Genomic DNA, 22,220 nt, shown 5'->3' with positions numbered 1-22,220 from the left:
AGGGGGTGAAAGATATGGCAGACGTGTTTGATCGTGTTAAAGACATCATCGTTGATAAGCTTGATGTTGAAGAATCAAAAGTAACAATGGAGGCTTCTTTTAAAGATGATCTAGAAGCAGATTCATTAGATGTTGTTGAACTAGTAATGGAATTAGAGGATGAGTTCGACATGGAAATTGCTGATGAAGAAGCAGAAAAAATAAATACTGTTGGTGATGCTGTTAATTACATAAACAGTTTACAGTCATAATTTAATAGCTAACTCGAGTTTATGCTCGTACAGATAGCCAAATTAACTTTTAGAAAGTCTCGTTTTTACGAGACTTTCAGTATATTTTTTATGTATAGAGGAGCATTGTACATGAATGTTGCACAATTAGAAGAACAACTTCATTTAACATTCAATAACCATACATTACTTAGGCAGGCATTTACGCATTCATCCTATGTGAATGAGCATCGGGATCAAACCTTTTCGGATAACGAGCGTTTGGAATTTTTAGGTGATGCTGTATTAGAGTTGGGAGTATCGCAATACTTATACCGAAAAAATCCTAATATGCCAGAAGGAGAAATGACGAAACTAAGGGCTTCTATTGTTTGTGAACCATCCCTTTATAATTTTGCTAAAGAATTAAAATTTGGTGATCATGTTTTACTTGGTAAAGGAGAGGAACAAACTGGTGGGCGCGATCGTCCAGCTTTATTAGCCGATGTTTTTGAAGCCTTTTTAGGGGCTTTATATTTGGATCAAGGTTTTGATATAGCTTTAGCATTTCTCGAAGAGCATGTTTTTCCAAAAATTGATACAGGTGCTTTTTCGCATGCGATGGATTATAAAAGTCAATTACAGGAATTAGTACAACAAGATAAAAATCAGAAGATTGTTTATCAAATTATTGAGGAAAAAGGTCCTTCACATAATAAAGAATTTGTTGCTGAAGTAGTGATTAAGGAAGGGGTATCTGGTACAGGAGTAGGTAGAACGAAAAAAGAAGCGGAGCAGCGGGCTGCTAAAAAGGTATTAGATACGTTTGCTAAATGATTTTCAAAAGGAGACTGTACGCACAAATGTGGAATACAGTCTCTTTTTTCTATAATATCTATTTTTTTCTTACAGAACGCAACTCTTCGATAAATGCTTGAGTTTCAGAAGCACTTAACTGACCTTTTTGTTTTATGATATCATACATGAACTTTAAATCATCATATTTTTCTAGATCATAATCTTCTGCATCCATAATGGAACGATTAACAACGTCCAATAATTCCGCTAATTCATCTAATATAAATTTCAAGTTTTCTTGTGTTGCATTTTCTAAATTCATTACTACACCTCTTAAGATTAGATTTAGGGGGTAACAAAACCGGTGAATACGTCGAGACGCTTCTTTTGTTACTAAGTTTATGATAAAATAAATGAGTTAAAAAGCCAACTTCTATTTATTGCAGATTAGAAAGTCTATGCCTTCTAATCCTGCATAAGTGCAACTAAGGCTATTGCCATAAAGACTTGGTAAAAGCTAAGTTTTCTAATTTATTTTGGGGGAATCATTGGTACATAAATACAAAAGCCAGTGTTTGATTAGGAGAATGATTATGTTTTTAAAAAGATTAGAAAGTGTTGGGTTTAAATCTTTTGCAGAGCGCATTAATGTTGATTTTGTTCCAGGAGTTACTGCAGTAGTTGGACCTAATGGTAGTGGGAAAAGTAATATTACAGATGCGATCAGGTGGGTGCTGGGTGAGCAATCTGCTAAATCATTACGTGGCTCGAAAATGGAGGATATTATTTTCCAAGGTAGTGATACAAGAAAAGCATTGAATGTGGCAGAGGTTTCATTGGTACTTGATAATTCGGATCAGGCACTTCCATTAGATTATGAAGAAGTAAGTGTGACAAGACGGGTTTATCGCTCTGGTGAAAGTGAATTCTATATTAATAAACAATCCTGTAGATTAAAAGATATTGTGGATTTGTTTATGGACTCAGGACTTGGCCGAGAAGCATTTTCGATTATTAGTCAAGGGAAAGTAGAAGAAATTTTAAGCTCTAAGGCCGAGGAACGTCGAACTATTTTTGAAGAAGCAGCAGGTGTACTAAAATATAAGCAGCGCAAAAAGAAAGCGGAGTACAAACTTGCGGAAACTCAAGAAAATTTGAACCGTGTGGAAGATATTATTCATGAAATAGAACAGCAAATTGATCCTTTAGAGGAGCAAGCGGAAACTGCTAAAGAGTACGTAAAACAGAAGGATTTATTAAAAGAACAGGAAATTTCCCTTCTAATTACTGAAATTGAAAAATTACATGGTGAATGGCAAGAATTATTACAGGATATTGATCAAGAAAAAATGAAAGAAATTGAAGTGAAAACTGCTATTCAACAAAAAGAAGCAAAACTAGAAAATGAACGTCAAGAAATAGAGAAGATAGATGATGCAATAGAGGAATTACAATCAAAATTACTTTCAACCACTCAGCTACTTGAGCAGTATGAAGGGAAAAAGCAAGTTTTTCATGAACGTTCTAAGCATTTTGAAGAGAATAAAGAAAAACTTGAAGCCCAAAAGCATGACACGACTGTACGAATTGAGAAGTTGGAAGAAGAATTAGCAGCAGAGCGGGATAAGCTTAAGGAATTACAAACAGAACGACAACAAACAAAAGAACTTGTACAACAATTAGAAGCAAAATTAACTACTGAACAAGAAAATATAGCGGAACAAATTGAAGAATTGAAGTCAGAGTATATTGAGTTCTTAAATGATCAAGCTGCACTTCGAAATGAACGTCAGTCGATCCAACAACAGCTACAGCAAATTACAACCAAGAAGGATAAGCAAGCTGAAAAGTTCCAGGACCTTATTACGTTACGGGATGAGTATACACAACTTAAGGAAGATAAAGGGAAACAGCTCAAGGAAGTTGAAAAGACTTACCAAGATAAGTCAATGGAACAACAACAATTAAAAAAGGATTTAGAACAAGGGCGTGCTTCCTTCCAAGAGTCCCAGACGAAACTGTATCAAGGCTATCAATATATCGAGAAATTAAAGTCGAAAAAAGAAACACTTGAGGAAATGAAAGAAGATTTCCAAGGTTTTTTCCAAGGTGTAAAAGCCGTATTAAAGGCGCGTGAGGAGAGAGTTTTAGAGGATATCCACGGGGCTGTTATTGAGTTAGTAGATGTTCCGAAAGATTATATTACAGCAATAGAGACCGTACTAGGTGGACAGGCACAACATATCATCGTAGAAAATGACCAGAGTGCTCGGAGTGCTATCAGTTGGTTGAAACAAACCAATAATGGACGTGCTACCTTTTTACCTCTTGCTTCCATTCAACCTAGATTTATTATTCACGATAGTCTAATGAAAATAAAATCTCATCCTGGTTTTATTGGTGTTGCTTCTGAGCTAGTATCTACAACGGACAAATATAAAAGAGCTATTGATCATTTAATGGGACATGTGGTTATCACTAAAACATTAAAAGATGCGAATGAAATTGCTAAGCTTGTTAATAGAAAATATCGTATTGTTACATTGGACGGGGATGTTGTAAACCCTGGAGGATCTATGTCTGGTGGTGCACAAAAGAAAACGAACCAGTCTTTGTTTACAAGAGAAAAAGACTTACAAGAACTAACCAATAAACTAGAGGATTTTCAACAGAAAGCTATTAATTTTGAACAACAAGTTAACGAACAAAAACGGCAAAATGTTGATAAAGAAAATAAATTGGCTACACTTGAACAGGATTTAAACGATAAGCAGATCACCCTTCAACAAGTAAGAACGGCATATAATGAAGTTGAAATGAAATTAAATTCTCTTGATGAGAATCTTTCTATGTATGATCAAGATAAGCAGCAATTTAATCAAGAGCGTGATCAATTAGAAAACAGGGATAGAGATATAACAGAAAAACTAAGTCATATTGAAGCAAAACTATCTACTATTCAAGAAGAGATTAATGTTCTTACTAAGCAGGAAACAGAATTTAAAGAAAATCAAGAGCAACTTCAAAATGAATTGCATCAAAAACAAGTTTCGTTAGCTGAGCAAGAGGAACGAACGAGAAACCAACGTGATAAAACGAATACTCTTCAAGCTCAATTACAAGAACTGGATGAACAGTTAACCATCTATACGAAGGATCTAGATGAATTATTAGCTATGAAACATTCGGATGAAACGGAAGAAGAGATTAACGCAAGCATTCAAGGGACTAAAGCAGAAAAGGAATCCATTACCACTTCTATACAAGATTTAAGGTCTGAGCGAACAAAGCGTACGCAACTCATGCAAGATCAAGAAAGAGAATTAAAGCAAGAATCAAAGCATCATCAAACATTAAGTCAAGCCATCCAGCAAAAAGAAGTGAAAGCAAATCGTCTAGACGTAGAGTTAGAAAACCGTTTATCACTCTTACAAACGGAATATACAATTACGTATGAGAAAGCAAAACAGGTATATAAGCAAGTAGAAGATATCGATGAAGCAAAATCTAAGGTCAAGGAAATTAAATGGTCAATTGAACAATTAGGAACGGTTAACTTAGGTGCAATTGATGAATTTGAACGAATTTCAGAACGCTATTCCTTCTTAACAGAACAAAAAAACGATTTAGTAGATGCGAAAGAAACACTATATTCGGTAATTGCTGAGATGGATGCAGAAATGGAAAAATTATTTGACGAGACGTTCACCCAAATCAAAGAAGAATTTGCCATTGTGTTTAAAGAATTATTTGGTGGCGGACGTGCAGAATTAAAGCTAACAGACCCAAAAAGCTTATTGGATACAGGTGTTGATATAATAGCTCAGCCTCCTGGTAAGAAATTACAAAATCTAGGATTGCTTTCGGGTGGAGAGAGAGCTTTAACTGCAATTGCATTATTGTTTGCTATATTACGAGTTCGGCCAGTACCATTTTGTGTGCTAGACGAGGTAGAAGCAGCACTTGATGAAGCTAATGTTGTTCGTTTTGCTAAATATGTGAAGATGTATAGTGAAAATACACAGTTTATCGTTATCACGCACCGTAAAGGTACAATGGAAGAAGCAGACGTGCTTTATGGAGTAACGATGCAAGAATCAGGTGTTTCGCGACTTGTTTCTGTTCGCTTAGAGGAAACAAAAGAACTAATTGAATCGTAAGGAGTTGTTCGATCATGGGTTTCATGGAGAAATTTAAAAATACATTCAAGCAAAATGATAGGGAAGACGTATCAGCTAAATATAAAGAAGGCATGAAAAAGACGAGAAATTCTTTTTCAGGGAAGATCAATGATTTAATTGCTCGTTATCGAAAGGTTGATGAGGACTTTTTTGAGGAATTAGAGGAAGTACTTATATCGGCTGATGTTGGTGTTATGACAGTAATGGATCTTATTGATGAACTAAAGATGGAAGTAAAACGCCGTAATATTAAAGATTCTTCAGAGGTAAAAGATGTTATATCCGAGCAGCTTGTCGAAATCTACTATGGAGAAGATAATGAAGAGATAGAAGAAATCAATCTACAAGAAAATGATTTATCCATAATCCTAGTAGTTGGTGTAAATGGAGTAGGGAAAACAACCTCTATCGGAAAACTTGCACATCAATTAAAGCAACAGGGTAAAAATGTAGTACTAGCTGCAGGAGATACATTCCGTGCTGGTGCGATTGAACAATTAGAAGTCTGGGGAGAGCGTGCAGGTGTAGATGTCATTAAACAAAATGCAGGGAGTGATCCTGCTGCGGTTATATTTGATGGTATTAAAGCTGCGAAATCCCGTAATGCGGATGTTTTAATTTGTGATACTGCAGGAAGATTGCAAAACAAAGTAAATTTAATGAATGAGCTTGCCAAAGTAAAGCGAGTAATCGAAAGAGAAGTACCTGGTGCACCACATGAGGTTTTACTTGTCTTAGATGCAACAACAGGACAGAATGCCCTGAGTCAAGCAAAGACTTTTTCAGAAGCAACAGATGTTTCTGGTATAGTTTTAACGAAGCTTGACGGAACTGCCAAAGGGGGAATCGTGTTAGCTATTCGCCATGAATTAAATATACCTGTAAAATATGTTGGACTTGGGGAGCAGATTGAGGATTTACAAAAATTTGATGCAAATGCTTTTGTTTACGGCTTATTTGCTGATATGTTAGAAGAGCAAGCAGAATAATGGATAAAGATGAACTTGACAACAAATAAATTCATTCGTTATTATGAAATGTAAAGGTAATTCACTTAACAAGGGGTGTTAATATGCTCGAGAAAACAACTAGAATTAATTATTTATTGGATTTTTACCAAGCATTACTGACACCCAAGCAGCGTAACTATATGGAGATGTACTACTTGGAGGACTATTCCTTAGGTGAAATATCCGAATTGTTTCAAGTATCCAGACAAGCTGTTTATGATAATATCAAACGTACTGAAGCAATGCTAGAATCGTATGAAGAGAAATTATTATTATATGAAAAATTCCAGCGTCGTGCTGAATTAATGGAACAGCTTGAAGCTGAAGCAAAAAACGCTGGAACTGACCAATTGATTACGTTGATAGACCAATTAAAAGAATTAGATTAGGGGGAAGCTTCCATGGCATTTGAAGGATTGGCCGACCGTTTACAGGATACAATTAAGAAGATTACTGGTAAAGGGAAAGTTTCCGAACAAGATGTAAAAGAAATGACACGTGAAGTCCGTCTAGCATTACTAGAAGCGGATGTTAATTTCAAGGTGGTTAAAGATTTAATTAAACGGATTAAAGAGCGTGCTGTTGGACAGGAAGTAATGGAAAGCTTAACACCAGGACAACAGGTCATTAAAGTAGTTAAAGAAGAATTAACCGAATTAATGGGTGGAGTGCAAAGTAAAATTGCCGTTGCAGATCGTTCACCGACAGTAATTATGATGGTTGGTTTACAGGGTGCGGGTAAAACGACCACAACCGGTAAGCTTGCTAATCACTTGCGTAAAAAACACAATCGTTCACCACTTTTAGTTGCGTGTGATGTCTATCGTCCAGCTGCTATAAAGCAATTAGAAACACTTGGGGAGCAACTAAGTATGCCTGTTTTTTCTATGGGGACAGAGGCAAACCCAGTTGATATTGCTCAAAAAGCGATGGAGCAAGCAAAGGAAGAACATAATGACTATGTCATTATTGACACTGCTGGACGTTTGCACGTAGATTCTGATTTGATGGAAGAACTCGAACAAATTAAGGCAACTGTTAAACCCGATGAAATTTTCCTTGTGGTTGATGCAATGACTGGTCAAGATGCAGTAAATGTTGCAGAAAGCTTCAATGAGCAACTTGATATTTCAGGGGTTGTGTTAACGAAACTTGACGGTGATACACGTGGTGGTGCTGCATTATCAATTAAAGCAGTTACAGATAAACCAATTAAATTTGCTGGGATGGGTGAAAAGCTTGACCAATTAGAACCCTTTCATCCAGAACGTATGGCTTCCCGTATATTGGGGATGGGTGATGTTTTATCCTTAATTGAAAAAGCTCAAACGAATGTGGATGAAAAGCAAGCCAAGGAATTAGAAGAGAAAATGCGGACTATGTCCTTTACATTTGATGACTTTTTAGAACAGATGGGTCAAGTAAAGAATATGGGACCATTAGAAGATTTAATGGCCATGATCCCTGGTGCGAATAAAATGAAGGGATTAAAAAATGCGCAAATCGATGAAAAGCAGCTTTCTCATGTTGAGGCTATTATTCAATCGATGACAAAACAAGAGCGCAAGGATCCTAGTTTGATGAATGCAAGCCGTAAAAAACGTATTGCTAAGGGGTCTGGTACCTCAGTTTCACAGGTTAACCGCTTATTAAAACAGTTTGATGAAATGAAAAAAATGATGAAACAAATGACGAATATGCAAAAAGGTAAAAAAGGAAAAGGTATGAAATTTCCTTTTATGTAAGCAATAATAGACGAAAAGAGTAAGGAAAAATCAAGTTTTTTATGTTGTAATGTAAAAACACTTTACAGACGAACAAGTTTCTGATAGAATCTAAACTTGTGATGAACATTTTATGATAAATATAATTTTTGGAGGTGCAATAAACATGGCAGTAAAAATTCGTTTAAAACGTATGGGATCTAAAAGAAATCCTTTTTATCGTATCGTTGTAGCTGATTCACGTTCTCCTCGTGATGGACGTTCTATTGAGCAAATTGGAACATATAACCCTGTAGTTAATCCAGTTGAAGTTAAAATAGATGAAGAAAAAGCGCTAGATTGGATGACTAAAGGTGCAAAACCAAGTGATACAGTACGCAATCTTTTCTCACAAGAAGGCATCATGAAAAAATTCCACGAACAGAAAAATCAATAGTAAAGTAGTGTGATAATCATGAAAGCCCTAATTGAATCTATCGTTACACCACTTGTTGATCACCCAGAAGATGTCGTAGTGACAGAAACAGAAGAAGAAACGAAAATCGTTTACCATCTTACTGTGAATCAAGAAGATGTAGGGAAAGTTATTGGAAAAAATGGGCGTATTGCAAAAGCTATCCGTACGGTTGTTTATGCAGCGAAGTCGGATGCTAACAAAAAAATCTATTTGGATATTATGTAAAGGGAAAGGGGATACCTTTCCCTTTTTACACATCTCTGGATAAACTAAACTGATTATGTTTAGTGAGGGTGAGGGAATAGTGAAGATAATTAAAAAGGTCCTAATCAAGCAAATTATTACAGAGAAAAGTAAAGATAAATTAAAAGCAAAATTTATGGAGACGAAAATGCGACTTGAGCAAGAGTGTCAACAGTTACTTTTCGAGCAGCGAAAGCTACAGAACAAGCCTGGGGTATCTAAACAGGATATTTCCGCGCGCTTTCAACAAGAGATTAAAAATCGCAAAGAAAAAGTAAAACTAATCGATTTTAAAATGGACCAATTGGATATGCTAGCTATTGGTAGTGAAATTGTAGAAAAAGAAGTTGAAGCTCTTGTTGAAGTGAGTGTTGGTTCACATTGGAATGAAATAATGGAACAAACAGCAATCGTCATTAAAGATGATGTTGTTGTAAGGATCGATAATAGCAGGTGATAAGTATGACAAGTAAAATGTACAATGTCGGAAAAATTGTAAATACACATGGTATCCGTGGAGATGTGAAGGTATTACGAATTAGTGATTTTGATGAACGTTTTCATATTGGAGAAACATTATATATTGAATTAGGAACCAATGATATGCATTCTTTGATCATTGATGGACATCGCATACATAAAGGCTTTGATCTATTACATTTCAAAGGCTATGACAATATAAATGATGTGGAGCATTTCAAAGGCTCCTTTTTAAAAATTTCGGAAGACCAACAAGATGAATTAGAAGAGAATGAGTATTACTACCATGAAATTATCGGTTGTCAGGTACAAACGACAGACCAAAGAGAACTTGGTGTTATTAAAGAGATCTTATCACCTGGCGCTAATGATGTGTGGGTAGTTAAACAGAAAAAAGGAAAAGATATCTTAATTCCTTACATTGAAGAGGTTGTAAAAGAGATTGATGTGGAAGCGAAGCATGTCGTGATAGAACCAATGGAAGGACTGCTAGACTAATGCATATCGATATTTTAACATTGTTTCCAGAAATGATTGAAGGAGTTTTTAACACATCTATCTTAAAGAAGGCACGTGAAAAAGAAAAATTTAGTTATAATCTAGTTAACTTCCGTGATTATACAGAAAACAAGCATAAAAAAGTAGATGATTACCCATATGGTGGTGGAGCGGGTATGGTATTAACACCGCAACCTGTATTTGACGCGGTAGAAGCAGTAACTAACGAAACAAAAACAAAACCAAGAGTTATTTTAATGTGTCCACAAGGGGAAAAATACACCCAAAAAAAAGCAGAAGAATTTGCACAAGAAGAACATCTAGTTTTTATTTGTGGTCATTACGAAGGCTATGATGAGCGAATTCGTGAGCATTTAGTTACAGATGAGATTTCTATAGGTGATTATGTGTTAACTGGGGGAGAATTAGGTGCTATGGTTGTCGTAGATAGTGTAGTTCGATTATTACCGGATGTTTTAGGTAATGAAGAATCAGCACCACAGGATTCATTCTCAACAGGTTTACTGGAACACCCTCACTATACAAGACCAGCAGAATTTAGAGGAATGAAAGTACCAGATACATTACTATCAGGTGATCATGCTAAAATTGAAGAATGGCGTAAACGGGAATCATTAAAGCGAACCTATGAACGCCGAAAGGAACTATTGGAAAGCCATTCATTATCTGATGAGGAAATAAAAATACTAGAAGAACTGAGAAAAAGGAAAGATAAAAATCTGTAAAAAACTTTTATTGATAGTTGAACTAACCTCTCTGTTATGATATATTTATTATTGTGCTTAAGTTCGATTAAGTGCGTATAAACGATGTTCCGCTGTCACCTAGTGAGATAAGAGCATTGGTTTGGAAGGAGTGAAGCAGGATGCAAAAATTGATCGAAGACATTACAAAAGATCAACTTCGTACTGATCATCCTGATTTCCGCCCGGGTGACACTGTAAAAGTTCACGTTAAAGTTGTAGAAGGAACTCGTGAGCGTATTCAGGTATTCGAAGGTGTTGTAATTAAACGCCAAAACGGTGGAATCAGCGAGACATTTACAGTAAGAAAAATTTCTTACGGTGTAGGTGTTGAACGTACTTTCCCAGTACATTCACCTCGCATTGATAAAATCGAAGTTACACGTCGTGGTATTGTTCGCCGTGCGAAACTATACTATCTTCGTAACCTACGTGGAAAAGCAGCACGTATTAAAGAACGTCGATAATTACAATGAATGGTTCGAAAAGGAGCTTTGCTACAGTGCACAGGCTCCTTTTTACATATTAAATATTAGCTATTTTGCATAGCAAAAGTTACCTAGATTCATAATAAAACATACATATGTGTAGGGTCGGAGGTTTGTGCATGGCTAAACGGAATAGTGAATGGTTTGATTGGGTGAAAGCATTATTGATAGCCTTTGCGTTAGCTTTCATTGTTCGAACATTCTTTTTTACTCCAATTATAGTAGATGGTCCATCTATGCTACCAACACTACATGATCGTGACCAAATGATTGTCAATAAATTTAAGTATCAAATTAATGATCCAGAACGTTTTGACATTGTAGTTTTTCATGCTTCCGATCAAAAAGACTTTATTAAACGGGTTATAGGATTACCTGGTGAACATGTTGCATATGAAGATAATGTACTCTATATAAATGGAGAAGCGGTGGAGGAGCCTTTTTATACGGAAGAACAAGATGATGTTCTTCCATATCCAGGACCGACTAATGATTTTACTCTTGAAGATCTTCCTGGGAATTATGAGGTGATTCCTGAGGGACATGTTCTAGTACTTGGTGATAATCGTAATAATTCAACAGATAGTAGGGTGTTGGGAGTCATTTCAATGGAGCAAATTGTCGGCACTACGAGTTTAATTTATTGGCCATTTGATCGTATGCAAATGGTAGGAAAGTAGGGTTAACATGACGATACAATGGTTTCCTGGCCATATGGCTAAGGCAAGAAGAGAAGTTGAGGAAAAGCTAAAGTTGGTGGATTTCGTGATCGAGTTAGTTGACGCACGAGCACCTTTATCCTCACAAAACCCAATGCTACATCAAGTTTTACAAAACAAGTCAAAAATGATTGTTTTAATGAAAAAAGATTTAGCTGACATGAAGGAAACTGATAAATGGATTGCTTATTTTAAGGAGCGTAATATTACAGCAATTGCAGTAAATGTAAATGATAAAGCAGACATAAAACGAGTTATTCAATTAGCAAAAGAACTTGGACAGGAAAAAATGGAAAAACTGAAAAAGAAGGGGATCCAGCCAAGAGCATCGAGAGCAATGATTGTTGGAATTCCTAATGTCGGTAAGTCAACTTTAATTAATCGACTTGCAAACAAAAAAATAGCAAAAACTGGTGATCGTCCCGGTGTTACAAAACATCAACTGTGGATAAAAGTGAAGAAAGACTTTGAATTATTGGATACTCCAGGAATACTCTGGCCAAAATTTGAAGACGAATTGGTAGGATATCGATTAGCGGCAATTGGAACGATAAAGGATCAATTGCTTTCTTTACAGGATATCGTTGCGTTCGTCATTAAATATATGCAGGAGCATTATCCAAGGCTTATTGAGGAACGGTATCATATTGATCAGGATATGCAGGATATGTGGGATATCTTTGTTAAGATTGGAAAACAACATGGTGCCTTAGAAAGCGGAGGTAATGTTAATTTTGATAAAGTATCCGATATAGTAATCCGTGATCTACGGACAGGACGATTAGGTAATATCACGCTAGAAACTCCAGATGAAAACTAATTTGAGGCTGGCAAAAATAAAGCTCCATTCTAAAGACGCAACGCTAACTTAAAATATCCCAAAAGAAATCCGAACTAATTAGTTCGGATTTTCCATTGATTAATACAACTTTTCCTCAGCTTCATCCTTTTTTAGCTGATAGGTTTTGAATCTGATTTACCAGTCGTATTACTAGCTAATATAATTTAAAATGTATCCGATATATAGATAAAGAGATAGGGGTATTAGTATGATGAGAAAATCAATTGCAACGTTAAAAACACTTTTTCATGAAGGTAACATAGATGATCATTTATTAAATGAATTAAAAAAAGATGAACGAAAAGGTGTGCAACAATTAATTAAAAACTATGAAAAGCAAAAACTTAAGAAATTAGCATTGGAAAAAACGTATGAAGAAATGCGTACATTTGAAAAGAAAAATTATGCTAGAGGTTGCAAAAATATTGCAGGGATTGATGAAGCAGGGCGAGGTCCATTAGCAGGTCCGGTTGTAGCAGCAGCGGTGATCTTACCGCCAAACTTTAAACTATTGGGTTTAAATGATTCCAAGTTATTAAATGAAACCGAGCGGAATGAATTCTTTGACATTATAAAGAAGGAAGCGGTAAGTTATGCTATTTCTATCATAAGCAATGAAGAGATTGATAAAATTAATATTCTTGAAGCTACGAAATTAGCAATGCGAAATGCTATTTCTGAAATGTCTCCACAACCAGATCATGTATTAATTGATGCTGTCGAACTTAATGGGATATCTTGCACCACTGAAGCAATTATTAAAGGGGATGCTAAAAGTATTTCCATTGCAGCTGCGAGTATTTTAGCTAAGGTAACTCGAGATCGATTGATGAAGGATATACATAATGAGTACCCAATGTATGAATTTCGGACTAACATGGGTTATGGTACGAAGCATCATATGGAAAACTTAAAAAAGCATGGTATATCTCCATATCATCGTAAATCATTTGCACCTGTACGTAGTGTCATTAACGAATAAAAAGGTGGTGTCCTAATTGGGTATTCAACAAATCATTGGAAATAAACAACCGGGAATAATAGAGTCAGTACAAACCTTACGAACTGGCCAGGTTGTTCAAGGAAAAATACTGAAGCTTTTCCCAAATAATAAGGCACAAATTCAACTTGGCTCCCAACAGCTTATTGCGCAGTTAGAGGCATCTTTGACGATCGGTGCTAACTATCATTTTCAAGTAAAAGCATCGAATTCACTTCTGCATTTACAAGTAATAGGGCATCAATTACAAAGCAAGGATCGTTTAAATACAATGAATCTATTGGAACAATTAGGATTAAAAGCCACAAAAATGAACATTACCTTTGTACAGATGCTTCTTAGTGAGAAGATTCCATTTGATCAAGAACAACTAGGAGGTGCATTACAGCTTTTAAGTAAAACGGGCGATAAAGTTGAAATGCAGCAAATTGTAAAAGAAATGATTAGGAATAAATTACCGATGACGGATTCTATATTTCAAGCCTTACTCACAAGGCAGGCGACTAGTTTCACTGATGGAGTAAATGCACTACTACAACAATTAATGAATAGCACAAATAAAACAGAGCTTCAACAACATTTAATGAATCGTCTTAGCCAAATAGTAGACCAACCTATAAATGGAAGAACTCCTTTTATCAATCAAGTAATAACAGAATCATCCATGAACAACCCATCTCTGTTAAATTTATTACAAGCAGTTGGAGTGATGGATCGAAATGTGAATTTACTTCAATGGACAAATAACTGGGAAGATTTTATGAAACAGAATACCTCCCATTCATTTCAACCTGAAAATTTGCCGTTTCAACTAAATGAATCGAGTGTCATGAAACGATTCGAAATGATAGTCGAAAACCGAACGATGTTTAAAATGATTGCGAGTGAAATGTTACATAAATGGGGAAGTACGATCGAACAAGCCCTAGCAAAAAACGCACCATTACCAAACAATCTTTTTCACCAATTGAGCAATGAAATAATACAAAAACTATTACCCATGTTATCAAAAGAACAGAATGTTGCATTTCAAAATAATGTACAATCAATTAGTCAAATTCTGTCACAATTGCAACTTTTGTCGAGTGAACAGACATTTTTAAAATTAGAACAATTACTTACTTTGGAAAATAATCCAAAGCAGCAGTTTTTATCACAGTTAAACCAGATGTTGTCAACTACAGGTTTGAACTATGAACACAGCATAAGTAATGAAATATCTGAAAAGCAGCTTAATACGATCAAGTCGATGTTAATCCAATTAGTCCAGCAGCCAGATGTTGGATCACAAGAAGCTTCTAACAAATTATTGCACTTTATTAATGGTATGCAGTTACAATCGGTTCATGAATCAAACAACTTTTTACAAGCAAATCTATTAATTCCAGCTGAGAAGCTAGGACTAGGAAATGATATGCAACTAGAATTCGAAGGAAAGAAAACGGAGTCAGGGGAAATTAATCCTGACTATTGTCGAATTTTATTTTATTTAGAGCTAGCAAACCTAAAAGATACAGTAATTGATATGAACATACAAAATCGTACGGTATCAATTACTGTAGTAAATGATCATGAAGACATAAGTAAGCAAGCTAACGCATTAAAGCCACTCTTGAAAAAGGGGCTAGAGGAATTAGAATATAAGCTTTCAACCATTACATTTAAATCATTTCAGCATATGAAAGATGAACCAAAAAGACTAGCTAATACCCAATCACAGTTATCATCTTATCAAGGAGTTGATTTTCGAATATGATCGAAAAAAGACAAAAAGCAGCAGCACTTCAATATGATCAGGACAGAAATGATGCTCCTAAGGTAACGGCCAATGGAAAAGGTTTAATTGCTGAAAATATTATTGAAAAAGCAAAAGCCAATGACGTACCGATTATCGAAGATGCGTCTTTGGTAGAATTATTAGCAGAGTTAAATATTAATGAAAAAATTCCAGATGAACTGTATCAAGCAGTTGCTGAAGTATTTGCATTTATCTATCGAACAGATCAACATGTAAATCAAAAAGAAAAAAACTAACAATTTTACGACAATATTTGCACTACAATTCTTGTGATATTTTGGTTTTTTTAATACAATGGATATGCAGTGAATTTTGATGGGAGGACAAAGCATGAACATTCATGAATATCAAGGCAAAGAAATTTTGCGTAACTATGGTGTAAAGGTTCCGAATGGAAATGTAGCATATACTGTGGATGAAGCTGTAGAAGCCGCAAAAAAATTGGGTTCAACAGTATCCGTAGTTAAAGCACAGATCCATGCAGGTGGCCGTGGTAAAGCAGGTGGGGTAAAAGTTGCAAAAAATCTAGATGAAGTTCGTACATATGCAGATGAGATTCTAGGTAAAACCCTTATTACACATCAAACGGGACCTGAGGGGAAAGAAGTTAAACGCTTACTTATTGAAGAAGGTTGCGACATTCAGAAGGAATATTATGTCGGATTAGTTTTAGATCGAGCAACTTCACGTGTTGTAATGATGGCATCTGAAGAAGGCGGTACTGAAATTGAAGAAGTGGCAGAAAAAACCCCTGAAAAAATCTTTAAAGAAGTTATAGATCCAGTTGTAGGATTATCTGGATATCAAGCTCGTAGACTAGCATTTAATATAAATATCCCTGATGAGTTAATCGGGAAAGCTGTTAAATTTATGACTGGTCTTTACCAAGCTTTTGTAGAAAAGGATTGCTCTATTGCAGAAATTAATCCACTTGTAACTACAGGTGATGGTGAAGTGCTAGCTTTAGATGCTAAATTAAACTTTGATGATAACGCTTTATACCGTCATAAAGATGTACTTGAATTACGTGATTTAGATGAAGAAGATGAAAAAGAAATTGAAGCATCAAAATATGACCTTAGCTATATTTCACTAGATGGAAATATTGGTTGTATGGTTAATGGTGCGGGGCTTGCGATGTCTACGATGGACATTATTAAGCATTATGGTGGCGACCCAGCGAACTTCCTTGATGTTGGGGGCGGTGCAACAGCAGAAAAAGTAACAGAAGCATTTAAAATCATTTTGTCCGATTCCAATGTAAAAGGGATATTTGTTAACATTTTCGGTGGAATCATGAAATGTGATGTCATCGCTGAAGGTGTTGTAGAAGCAACCAAACAAGTAGGTCTAGATATTCCGCTTGTTGTACGTTTAGAAGGAACAAATGTCGATTTAGGTAAGAAGATTCTTGATGAATCAGGCCTAAATATTACTTCAGCAGGTTCTATGGCTGATGGTGCAGAAAAAATTGTTTCTCTAGTAAAATAAGTAAAAAACGGAAATAGATTGCATTGAAAGGACGGACGAAAATGAGTGTATTTATTAATAAAGATACAAAAGTAATTGTTCAAGGAATTACTGGTGGTACAGCTAAATTCCATACGAAACAAATGCTTGAATATGGTACAAAAATCGTTGGTGGTGTAACACCTAAAAAAGGTGGAACAGAAGTAGAAGGTGTTCCAGTATTTAATACTGTACAAGATGCAGTTGACGCAACTGGTGCAAACGCATCTGTTATTTATGTTCCTGCACCATTTGCTGCTGATGCTATATTGGAAGCAGTAGATGCTGAATTAGATCTTGTTATCTGTATTACGGAACATATTCCAGTTATGGACATGGTAAAAGTAAAACGATATATGGAAGGCAAGAAGACTCGCTTAGTAGGTCCAAACTGTCCAGGAGTTATTACTCCAGAAGAATGTAAAATTGGAATTATGCCAGGATATATTCATAAAAAAGGACATATCGGTGTTGTTTCACGTTCTGGAACATTAACATATGAAGCTGTGCATCAATTATCTGAAGCTGGCTTTGGTCAGTCTACTGCTGTAGGTATTGGTGGAGACCCAGTTAATGGCACAGATTTCATTGACGTACTGAAAGCATTTAATGAAGACCCTGAAACAGAAGCTGTTATCATGATTGGTGAGATCGGTGGTACTGCTGAAGAAGAGGCTGCAGAATGGGTGAAAGCTAATATGAAAAAACCTGTTGTAGGTTTCATTGGCGGAGCAACTGCACCTCCAGGAAAACGTATGGGTCATGCAGGAGCAATCATCTCCGGTGGTAAAGGTACTGCTGATGAAAAAATCCGTGTGATGAATGAATGTGGAATCCAAGTTGCTGAAACACCAGCAGTTATGGGTGAAACAATGATTAAAGTGTTAGAAGAAAATGGTTTAGTTGAAAAATGTAAAACACATTAATTGTTACATGCATGGAACCTAAAGGTTTTGACCTTTAGGTTCCAAAAATTTAATGAAGGAAGTGATAGTATTGAAAGACTTACGTACAAGGCTTATACATATTCACAGGTGTCGAGGTATAACTCGTCGTTCAATTCGAAGATTGCTCCAGGTTGACCCCACGTTAAAAAGCATCTATTATTATTCTCCAACTCAGTTTAGTAAACTTCTAAATATTCCTCAGAAAAACGCTACTATTTTTTATCAAGATCTCCACAATGATAGAATTTTTAATCAATTATTACTTGATCAAAACCATTATTCTATTATTTCATTAGTTGACGAAAACTACCCTTTTATGTTAAAAACAATTAAAGATGCACCGATCGTGTTATATGCGTTAGGTAATGTCTCTATTTTAGATAAAACACCTTCATTAAGTGTCATAGGGACTAGAAAACCATCCAAGGAGGCAATGGCTAAAATAGAATATATTGTAGCTCCTCTTATAAAGGATGATTGGATCGTAATAAGTGGGATGGCAAGAGGAATAGACAGTTTTGCCCATCGATTAACACTTAACTATCATGGGGAAACAATCGCAGTATTAGGTGGGGGATTTCAACACATATACCCAAAAGAAAATGTCGGACTATTCCAACAAATAACTCAAAAAGGTTTAGTCTTATCCGAATATCCTCCAGATACTTCACCCAAGCCTTATTATTTTCCTGAAAGAAACCGAGTAATTAGTGGGTTAAGTTTTGGAACACTTGTAATTGAAGCAACTGAAAAAAGTGGTACATTAATTACAGTCGATCAAGCACTTGATCAAGGGAAAGAGGTATATGCAGTTCCTGGTTCACCATTAATCCCACAAACAAGAGGCTGTCACCAAATGATTCGTGATGGTGCTAAACTAGTTGCAACTTCACAGGATATAATAGAAGATTGGGAAAATATTGGTGAAAACTGGAAGAAAATTAAAACATAAGTAACCGAAATAAAGAAGAACAGGAAAAAATTTGCAACAGTATGTTTGACAAAAGCTTTGTAAATATTTAATATTAGTGAAGATTTCTATATTAGAATACAAGAAGTATTTATGATACATGAAAGTGTATAAATCTACATAAAGTTATTATTACAATAATTAGAAGATAGTAGGAAGAATTTGAGGAAGTAAACATCAACAAATGCAACCTCAGGTTGGAGGAGAATATATGGCAGATTATTTAGTGATTGTTGAATCACCTGCAAAGGCAAAAACAATTGAACGATATTTAGGAAAAAAATATAAAGTAAAAGCATCCATGGGACATGTTATAGATTTACCTAAAAGTCAAATGGGTGTTGATGTAGACGAGGGCTACAAGTTGAAGTATATCACGATTCGTGGTAAAGGCGATGTACTTAAAGAGTTAAGGAAAGAAGCAAAAAAAGCCAAGAAAGTATATTTAGCAGCCGACCCGGATCGTGAAGGGGAAGCAATTGCTTGGCATTTAGCTCATGCCTTGAAGGTTGACGAAGATTCTAAATGCCGGGTTGTGTTTAATGAAATAACAAAAGATGCGATTAAGGATTCCTTTAAAAATCCTCGTACCATCGATTTAGATCTGGTAGATGCACAACAGGCTAGAAGAGTTCTTGACCGTCTAGTTGGTTATAACATTAGTCCATTATTATGGAAAAAAGTGAAAAAAGGCTTAAGTGCTGGTCGGGTACAATCTGTTGCTCTTAAAATGATCATAGATCGTGAAAAAGAAATAGAAAACTTTAAACCTGAAGAATATTGGACGATTGAAGCTAATTTCCAAAAAGATAAGGAAGCATTTCAAGGTTCTTTCTATGGGATCGAGGGAAAGAAACAGGAGTTGAAATCAGAGGAAGAAGTAAATTCTATCTTAAAGAAATTAGAGGATAAGAAATTTACTGCGGAAAAGGTAAATAAGCGAGAACGTAAGCGGAATCCAGCGAAGCCTTTTACTACTTCTTCCTTACAACAAGAAGCAGCTCGAAAATTAAATTTTCGAGCTAAGAAGACAATGATGGTTGCCCAACAATTATATGAAGGAATTGATTTAGGAAAAAAAGCTGGTGGTATTACCGGTTTAATCACTTATATGCGAACAGATTCAACTCGTATTTCTAATACCGCTAAAGAAGAGGCAAAAGGTTATATAGAAGAGCAATTCGGAAAAGAGTATTTAGGCGCCGGAAAAAATGACAAGCAAAAAGAAGGTGCACAAGATGCACACGAAGCAATCCGTCCGACATCGGTTATGCGTGATCCTAAATCGCTCAAAGATATTTTGTCTCGAGATCAATTGAGATTATATAAATTAATTTGGGAAAGATTTTTGGCGAGCCAAATGGCACCAGCTGTACTTGATACGATGACCGTACATTTAATCAATAATCATGTTGAATTTCGTGCTACTGGATCAAAAATCAAATTCAAAGGGTTTATGAAGGTTTATGTAGAAGGTAATGATGATAATAAAAAAGATGAAGATAAAATTCTTCCAGACATTGAAGAGGGTATGACTGTACAAGCGGAAGATATTATTCCAAACCAACATTTCACGCAACCACCACCACGTTATACGGAAGCTAGACTAGTTCGAACAATGGAAGAACAAGGCATTGGTCGTCCATCAACATATGCTCCAACGTTAGATACGATCCAACGAAGAGGATATGTAACGATTGATCATAAGCGATTTGTTCCAACCGAGCTAGGAATTATTGTGGTTGACATGTTAAAAGAATTCTTTCCGGAAATCATTGATGTCGATTTTACTGTGAAAATGGAAAGCGACTTAGATGCCATTGAAGAAGGTAAGGTTGAATGGATTAAACTGATTGATAATTTTTATAAGGATTTTGATATACGGTTAAAAAAAGCTGAAAAAGAAATGGAAAAAATAGAAATTAAAGACGAACCGGCGGGAATTGATTGTGAAAACTGTGGACATGAAATGGTATATAAAATGGGTAGGTATGGAAAGTTTTTAGCTTGTTCAAACTTTCCAGAGTGTAGAAATACAAAGCCGATTTTAAAGGAAATTGGAGTGAAGTGCCCAAATTGTAAAGAAGGAAACGTAGTGGAACGAAAGTCTAAGAAACGAAGAGTTTTTTATGGCTGTGATCAATTTCCAGAATGTGATTTTGTGTCATGGGATAAACCAATATCTAGACCATGTCCCAAGTGCGAATCCCTGTTGGTTGAAAAGAGAAGTAAAAAAGAAGTTCAAATACAATGTACAAACTGTGATTATAAAGAAAAGGTACAATAATTCTAAAACTCGTCTGGGTGACAGGCGGGTTTTATTATGTTTAGCGTGTTTTACTTATAGCTTAATAGGGAAGAAACTAAATTAGGAATAAAAATTTCGATAAAAATGTATATCTAAATATTTTAAAGGGTATACAATATTTTATAATGAATATATTTTGCTAATTGTTGACTATTCATTTATAAACAGATATAATTACGTCTTGGTAAGATGAATTACTTGACAGTATTCCTCTATGAATACCACTTACACAATATTATATTTTGATCCATTTCAAAAGTCTTGAATCCAATTCAGAATTTTGTTACAATTTTGTTAAGTTCATTGCGTTTGTATATAATTAATGTTATGCTAATATTCGCTGTTCAATGAGGTGGGAACTTGGCTAGTTTTTCTGATTACAGTAAGGACTTTATGGAATACTTACAAATAGAAAAGAACGCTTCACCATATACGATAAAATACTATCGAGAAGATATAGAAACGTTTTTTTTATTTTTACAGCAAGAAGGTATTCATGATCTTAGCAATATTGATCAACGAATTGTCCGTGTGTACTTAACCAGTTTATATAATCAACAATTATCAAGAAGAAGTGTTTCAAGAAAAATATCAAGCTTACGCAGTTTTTATCGGTTTATGGAAAGAGATTCTATCGTTACAACCAATCCGTTTATCAATGTAAGTTTGCCAAAGACAACGAAGCCAATACCTGGTTTTTTATATAAGGAAGAGATTGAAAAGTTATTTGATGTTAGCGATGAAACGGATCCACTAGGACAAAGAGATCAAGCTTTACTTGAAACGCTCTATGCAACAGGAATAAGGGTGAGTGAATGTCAGCAATTAACCTTAATCAATATTGATTTTTCCATTGGGACAATTCTTGTTTCTGGAAAGGGAAGAAAAGAAAGATATATACCATTTGGAAGCTTTGCAGAAAAGGCATTACAAACGTACATACAAGATGGCAGACAAAAGCTCTTAAACAAAGCAAAAGCAAATTCCGATTATATTTTTCTTAATTCGCGTGGCAACCCATTAACAGATCGAGGAATTCGTTTAATATTGAAAAAAATGGTAGAAAAAGCGGCACTAACTGTACATGTGCATCCACACAAATTAAGGCATACTTTCGCTACACATATGTTAAACGAAGGTGCAGATTTGCGAACCGTTCAAGAACTATTAGGACATGAAAATCTGTCATCAACACAAGTTTATACACACGTAACTAAGGATCATCTGCGAAACATTTATTTGAACAGCCACCCGAGAGCTAGAGAATAATAAGAAG

General features: G+C 35.4%; 23 protein-coding genes. 22 read left to right on the top strand and 1 reads right to left on the bottom strand.

Annotated elements, in window-relative coordinates; translation table 11 throughout:
- The first annotated feature begins 14 nt into the window (after window positions 1-14).
- Together acpP and rnc are read left to right on the top strand one after the other, a co-directional pair.
- Window positions 15-251, top strand: a complete 237-nt coding sequence (gene acpP / locus GMD78_RS16475; protein ID WP_155670262.1) for an acyl carrier protein — start codon at window positions 15-17, stop codon at window positions 249-251.
- Between the two features lie 111 nt (window positions 252-362).
- Window positions 363-1,046 carry a ribonuclease III gene (rnc, locus tag GMD78_RS16470; RefSeq protein ID WP_155670260.1) on the top strand — a complete coding sequence of 228 codons (684 nt, stop codon included), beginning with the start codon at window positions 363-365 and terminating at the stop codon, window positions 1,044-1,046.
- 58 nt (window positions 1,047-1,104) lie between these two features.
- On the opposite strand, the gene GMD78_RS16465 is transcribed toward rnc, so the two are convergent.
- On the bottom strand, window positions 1,105-1,329 hold the full coding sequence (locus tag GMD78_RS16465; protein WP_155670258.1) for a DUF1128 domain-containing protein: 225 nt from the start codon (window positions 1,327-1,329) through the stop codon (window positions 1,105-1,107).
- A 271-nt stretch (window positions 1,330-1,600) separates the two neighbouring features.
- Here GMD78_RS16465 and smc point away from each other — a divergent pair, with 271 nt between their 5' ends.
- The 20 genes from smc to xerC all read left to right on the top strand — a co-directional run bounded on the left by smc (window position 1,601) and on the right by xerC (window position 22,213).
- On the top strand, window positions 1,601-5,167 hold the full coding sequence (gene smc, locus GMD78_RS16460) for a chromosome segregation protein SMC (protein ID WP_155670256.1): 3,567 nt from the start codon (window positions 1,601-1,603) through the stop codon (window positions 5,165-5,167).
- A 14-nt stretch (window positions 5,168-5,181) separates the two neighbouring features.
- Window positions 5,182-6,177: a signal recognition particle-docking protein FtsY gene (gene ftsY / locus GMD78_RS16455; protein WP_155670254.1), complete on the top strand. Its 996-nt coding sequence runs from the start codon at window positions 5,182-5,184 to the stop codon at window positions 6,175-6,177.
- 83 nt (window positions 6,178-6,260) lie between these two features.
- A complete protein-coding gene (locus GMD78_RS16450) occupies window positions 6,261-6,587 on the top strand; it encodes a putative DNA-binding protein (RefSeq protein WP_155670252.1) in 327 nt (108 codons plus the stop codon).
- A gap of 12 nt (window positions 6,588-6,599) precedes the next feature.
- Window positions 6,600-7,943: a signal recognition particle protein gene (gene ffh, locus GMD78_RS16445; protein ID WP_155670250.1), complete on the top strand. Its 1,344-nt coding sequence runs from the start codon at window positions 6,600-6,602 to the stop codon at window positions 7,941-7,943.
- A 145-nt stretch (window positions 7,944-8,088) separates the two neighbouring features.
- A complete protein-coding gene (rpsP, locus tag GMD78_RS16440) occupies window positions 8,089-8,358 on the top strand; it encodes a 30S ribosomal protein S16 (protein WP_155670247.1) in 270 nt (89 codons plus the stop codon).
- A gap of 18 nt (window positions 8,359-8,376) precedes the next feature.
- Window positions 8,377-8,604 carry a KH domain-containing protein gene (locus GMD78_RS16435; protein WP_155670245.1) on the top strand — a complete coding sequence of 76 codons (228 nt, stop codon included), beginning with the start codon at window positions 8,377-8,379 and terminating at the stop codon, window positions 8,602-8,604.
- Window positions 8,605-8,683: 79 nt separating this feature from the next.
- Window positions 8,684-9,079, top strand: a complete 396-nt coding sequence (locus GMD78_RS16430; protein WP_343042396.1) for a YlqD family protein — start codon at window positions 8,684-8,686, stop codon at window positions 9,077-9,079.
- A 5-nt stretch (window positions 9,080-9,084) separates the two neighbouring features.
- Complete coding sequence (gene rimM / locus GMD78_RS16425; RefSeq protein WP_155670241.1) at window positions 9,085-9,600, top strand: ribosome maturation factor RimM; 516 nt, start codon at window positions 9,085-9,087, stop codon at window positions 9,598-9,600.
- Window positions 9,600-10,346 carry a tRNA (guanosine(37)-N1)-methyltransferase TrmD gene (gene trmD / locus GMD78_RS16420; protein ID WP_155670239.1) on the top strand — a complete coding sequence of 249 codons (747 nt, stop codon included), beginning with the start codon at window positions 9,600-9,602 and terminating at the stop codon, window positions 10,344-10,346. The genes rimM and trmD overlap by 1 nt, the downstream gene beginning before the upstream one ends.
- A gap of 140 nt (window positions 10,347-10,486) precedes the next feature.
- Window positions 10,487-10,831, top strand: a complete 345-nt coding sequence (gene rplS, locus GMD78_RS16415; protein ID WP_155670237.1) for a 50S ribosomal protein L19 — start codon at window positions 10,487-10,489, stop codon at window positions 10,829-10,831.
- A 140-nt stretch (window positions 10,832-10,971) separates the two neighbouring features.
- The gene (gene lepB, locus GMD78_RS16410; protein ID WP_155670235.1) at window positions 10,972-11,532 is read left to right on the top strand and encodes a signal peptidase I; all 561 of its coding nucleotides are present in this window, start codon (window positions 10,972-10,974) and stop codon (window positions 11,530-11,532) included.
- 7 nt (window positions 11,533-11,539) lie between these two features.
- Window positions 11,540-12,391 carry a ribosome biogenesis GTPase YlqF gene (gene ylqF / locus GMD78_RS16405; protein ID WP_155670233.1) on the top strand — a complete coding sequence of 284 codons (852 nt, stop codon included), beginning with the start codon at window positions 11,540-11,542 and terminating at the stop codon, window positions 12,389-12,391.
- Between the two features lie 229 nt (window positions 12,392-12,620).
- Complete coding sequence (locus GMD78_RS16400) at window positions 12,621-13,394, top strand: ribonuclease HII (RefSeq protein WP_196493849.1); 774 nt, start codon at window positions 12,621-12,623, stop codon at window positions 13,392-13,394.
- Window positions 13,395-13,410: 16 nt separating this feature from the next.
- Window positions 13,411-15,168: a hypothetical protein gene (locus GMD78_RS16395; protein ID WP_155670229.1), complete on the top strand. Its 1,758-nt coding sequence runs from the start codon at window positions 13,411-13,413 to the stop codon at window positions 15,166-15,168.
- The gene (locus GMD78_RS16390) at window positions 15,165-15,446 is read left to right on the top strand and encodes an EscU/YscU/HrcU family type III secretion system export apparatus switch protein (RefSeq protein ID WP_155670226.1); all 282 of its coding nucleotides are present in this window, start codon (window positions 15,165-15,167) and stop codon (window positions 15,444-15,446) included. Before GMD78_RS16395 ends, GMD78_RS16390 begins: the two co-directional genes overlap by 4 nt.
- Window positions 15,447-15,540: 94 nt before the next feature.
- Complete coding sequence (gene sucC / locus GMD78_RS16385) at window positions 15,541-16,701, top strand: ADP-forming succinate--CoA ligase subunit beta (RefSeq protein WP_155670224.1); 1,161 nt, start codon at window positions 15,541-15,543, stop codon at window positions 16,699-16,701.
- Window positions 16,702-16,742: 41 nt separating this feature from the next.
- Window positions 16,743-17,645: a succinate--CoA ligase subunit alpha gene (gene sucD, locus GMD78_RS16380; RefSeq protein ID WP_155670222.1), complete on the top strand. Its 903-nt coding sequence runs from the start codon at window positions 16,743-16,745 to the stop codon at window positions 17,643-17,645.
- Window positions 17,646-17,715: 70 nt separating this feature from the next.
- Window positions 17,716-18,618, top strand: a complete 903-nt coding sequence (gene dprA / locus GMD78_RS16375) for a DNA-processing protein DprA (RefSeq protein WP_155670219.1) — start codon at window positions 17,716-17,718, stop codon at window positions 18,616-18,618.
- 229 nt (window positions 18,619-18,847) lie between these two features.
- On the top strand, window positions 18,848-20,923 hold the full coding sequence (topA, locus tag GMD78_RS16370; RefSeq protein WP_155670217.1) for a type I DNA topoisomerase: 2,076 nt from the start codon (window positions 18,848-18,850) through the stop codon (window positions 20,921-20,923).
- A 414-nt stretch (window positions 20,924-21,337) separates the two neighbouring features.
- The gene (xerC, locus tag GMD78_RS16365) at window positions 21,338-22,213 is read left to right on the top strand and encodes a tyrosine recombinase XerC (protein WP_155670298.1); all 876 of its coding nucleotides are present in this window, start codon (window positions 21,338-21,340) and stop codon (window positions 22,211-22,213) included.
- The last annotated feature ends 7 nt before the right edge of the window (window positions 22,214-22,220 follow it).

It is taken from the genome of Ornithinibacillus caprae (assembly GCF_009728145.1).
GTDB classification, from domain to species: domain Bacteria; phylum Bacillota; class Bacilli; order Bacillales; family Amphibacillaceae; genus Ornithinibacillus; species Ornithinibacillus caprae.
The sequence above is the reverse complement of the archived record's forward strand: the minus strand, read 5'-3'. Positions and strand labels throughout refer to the sequence as shown.

Coding starts and splice junctions, on each gene's coding strand:
- ftsY (WP_155670254.1), top strand. CDS start 5,182: ATGGGTTTCATGGAGAAATTTAAAAATACATTCAAGCAAAATGATAGG.
- topA (WP_155670217.1), top strand. CDS start 18,848: ATGGCAGATTATTTAGTGATTGTTGAATCACCTGCAAAGGCAAAAACA.
- GMD78_RS16435 (WP_155670245.1), top strand. CDS start 8,377: ATGAAAGCCCTAATTGAATCTATCGTTACACCACTTGTTGATCACCCA.
- sucC (WP_155670224.1), top strand. CDS start 15,541: ATGAACATTCATGAATATCAAGGCAAAGAAATTTTGCGTAACTATGGT.
- GMD78_RS16400 (WP_196493849.1), top strand. CDS start 12,621: ATGATGAGAAAATCAATTGCAACGTTAAAAACACTTTTTCATGAAGGT.
- rplS (WP_155670237.1), top strand. CDS start 10,487: ATGCAAAAATTGATCGAAGACATTACAAAAGATCAACTTCGTACTGAT.
- xerC (WP_155670298.1), top strand. CDS start 21,338: ATGGAATACTTACAAATAGAAAAGAACGCTTCACCATATACGATAAAA.
- trmD (WP_155670239.1), top strand. CDS start 9,600: ATGCATATCGATATTTTAACATTGTTTCCAGAAATGATTGAAGGAGTT.
- ffh (WP_155670250.1), top strand. CDS start 6,600: ATGGCATTTGAAGGATTGGCCGACCGTTTACAGGATACAATTAAGAAG.
- GMD78_RS16450 (WP_155670252.1), top strand. CDS start 6,261: ATGCTCGAGAAAACAACTAGAATTAATTATTTATTGGATTTTTACCAA.
- rnc (WP_155670260.1), top strand. CDS start 363: ATGAATGTTGCACAATTAGAAGAACAACTTCATTTAACATTCAATAAC.
- smc (WP_155670256.1), top strand. CDS start 1,601: ATGTTTTTAAAAAGATTAGAAAGTGTTGGGTTTAAATCTTTTGCAGAG.
- rimM (WP_155670241.1), top strand. CDS start 9,085: ATGACAAGTAAAATGTACAATGTCGGAAAAATTGTAAATACACATGGT.
- sucD (WP_155670222.1), top strand. CDS start 16,743: ATGAGTGTATTTATTAATAAAGATACAAAAGTAATTGTTCAAGGAATT.
- GMD78_RS16465 (WP_155670258.1), bottom strand. CDS start 1,329: ATGAATTTAGAAAATGCAACACAAGAAAACTTGAAATTTATATTAGAT.
- acpP (WP_155670262.1), top strand. CDS start 15: ATGGCAGACGTGTTTGATCGTGTTAAAGACATCATCGTTGATAAGCTT.
- GMD78_RS16390 (WP_155670226.1), top strand. CDS start 15,165: ATGATCGAAAAAAGACAAAAAGCAGCAGCACTTCAATATGATCAGGAC.
- lepB (WP_155670235.1), top strand. CDS start 10,972: ATGGCTAAACGGAATAGTGAATGGTTTGATTGGGTGAAAGCATTATTG.
- rpsP (WP_155670247.1), top strand. CDS start 8,089: ATGGCAGTAAAAATTCGTTTAAAACGTATGGGATCTAAAAGAAATCCT.
- ylqF (WP_155670233.1), top strand. CDS start 11,540: ATGACGATACAATGGTTTCCTGGCCATATGGCTAAGGCAAGAAGAGAA.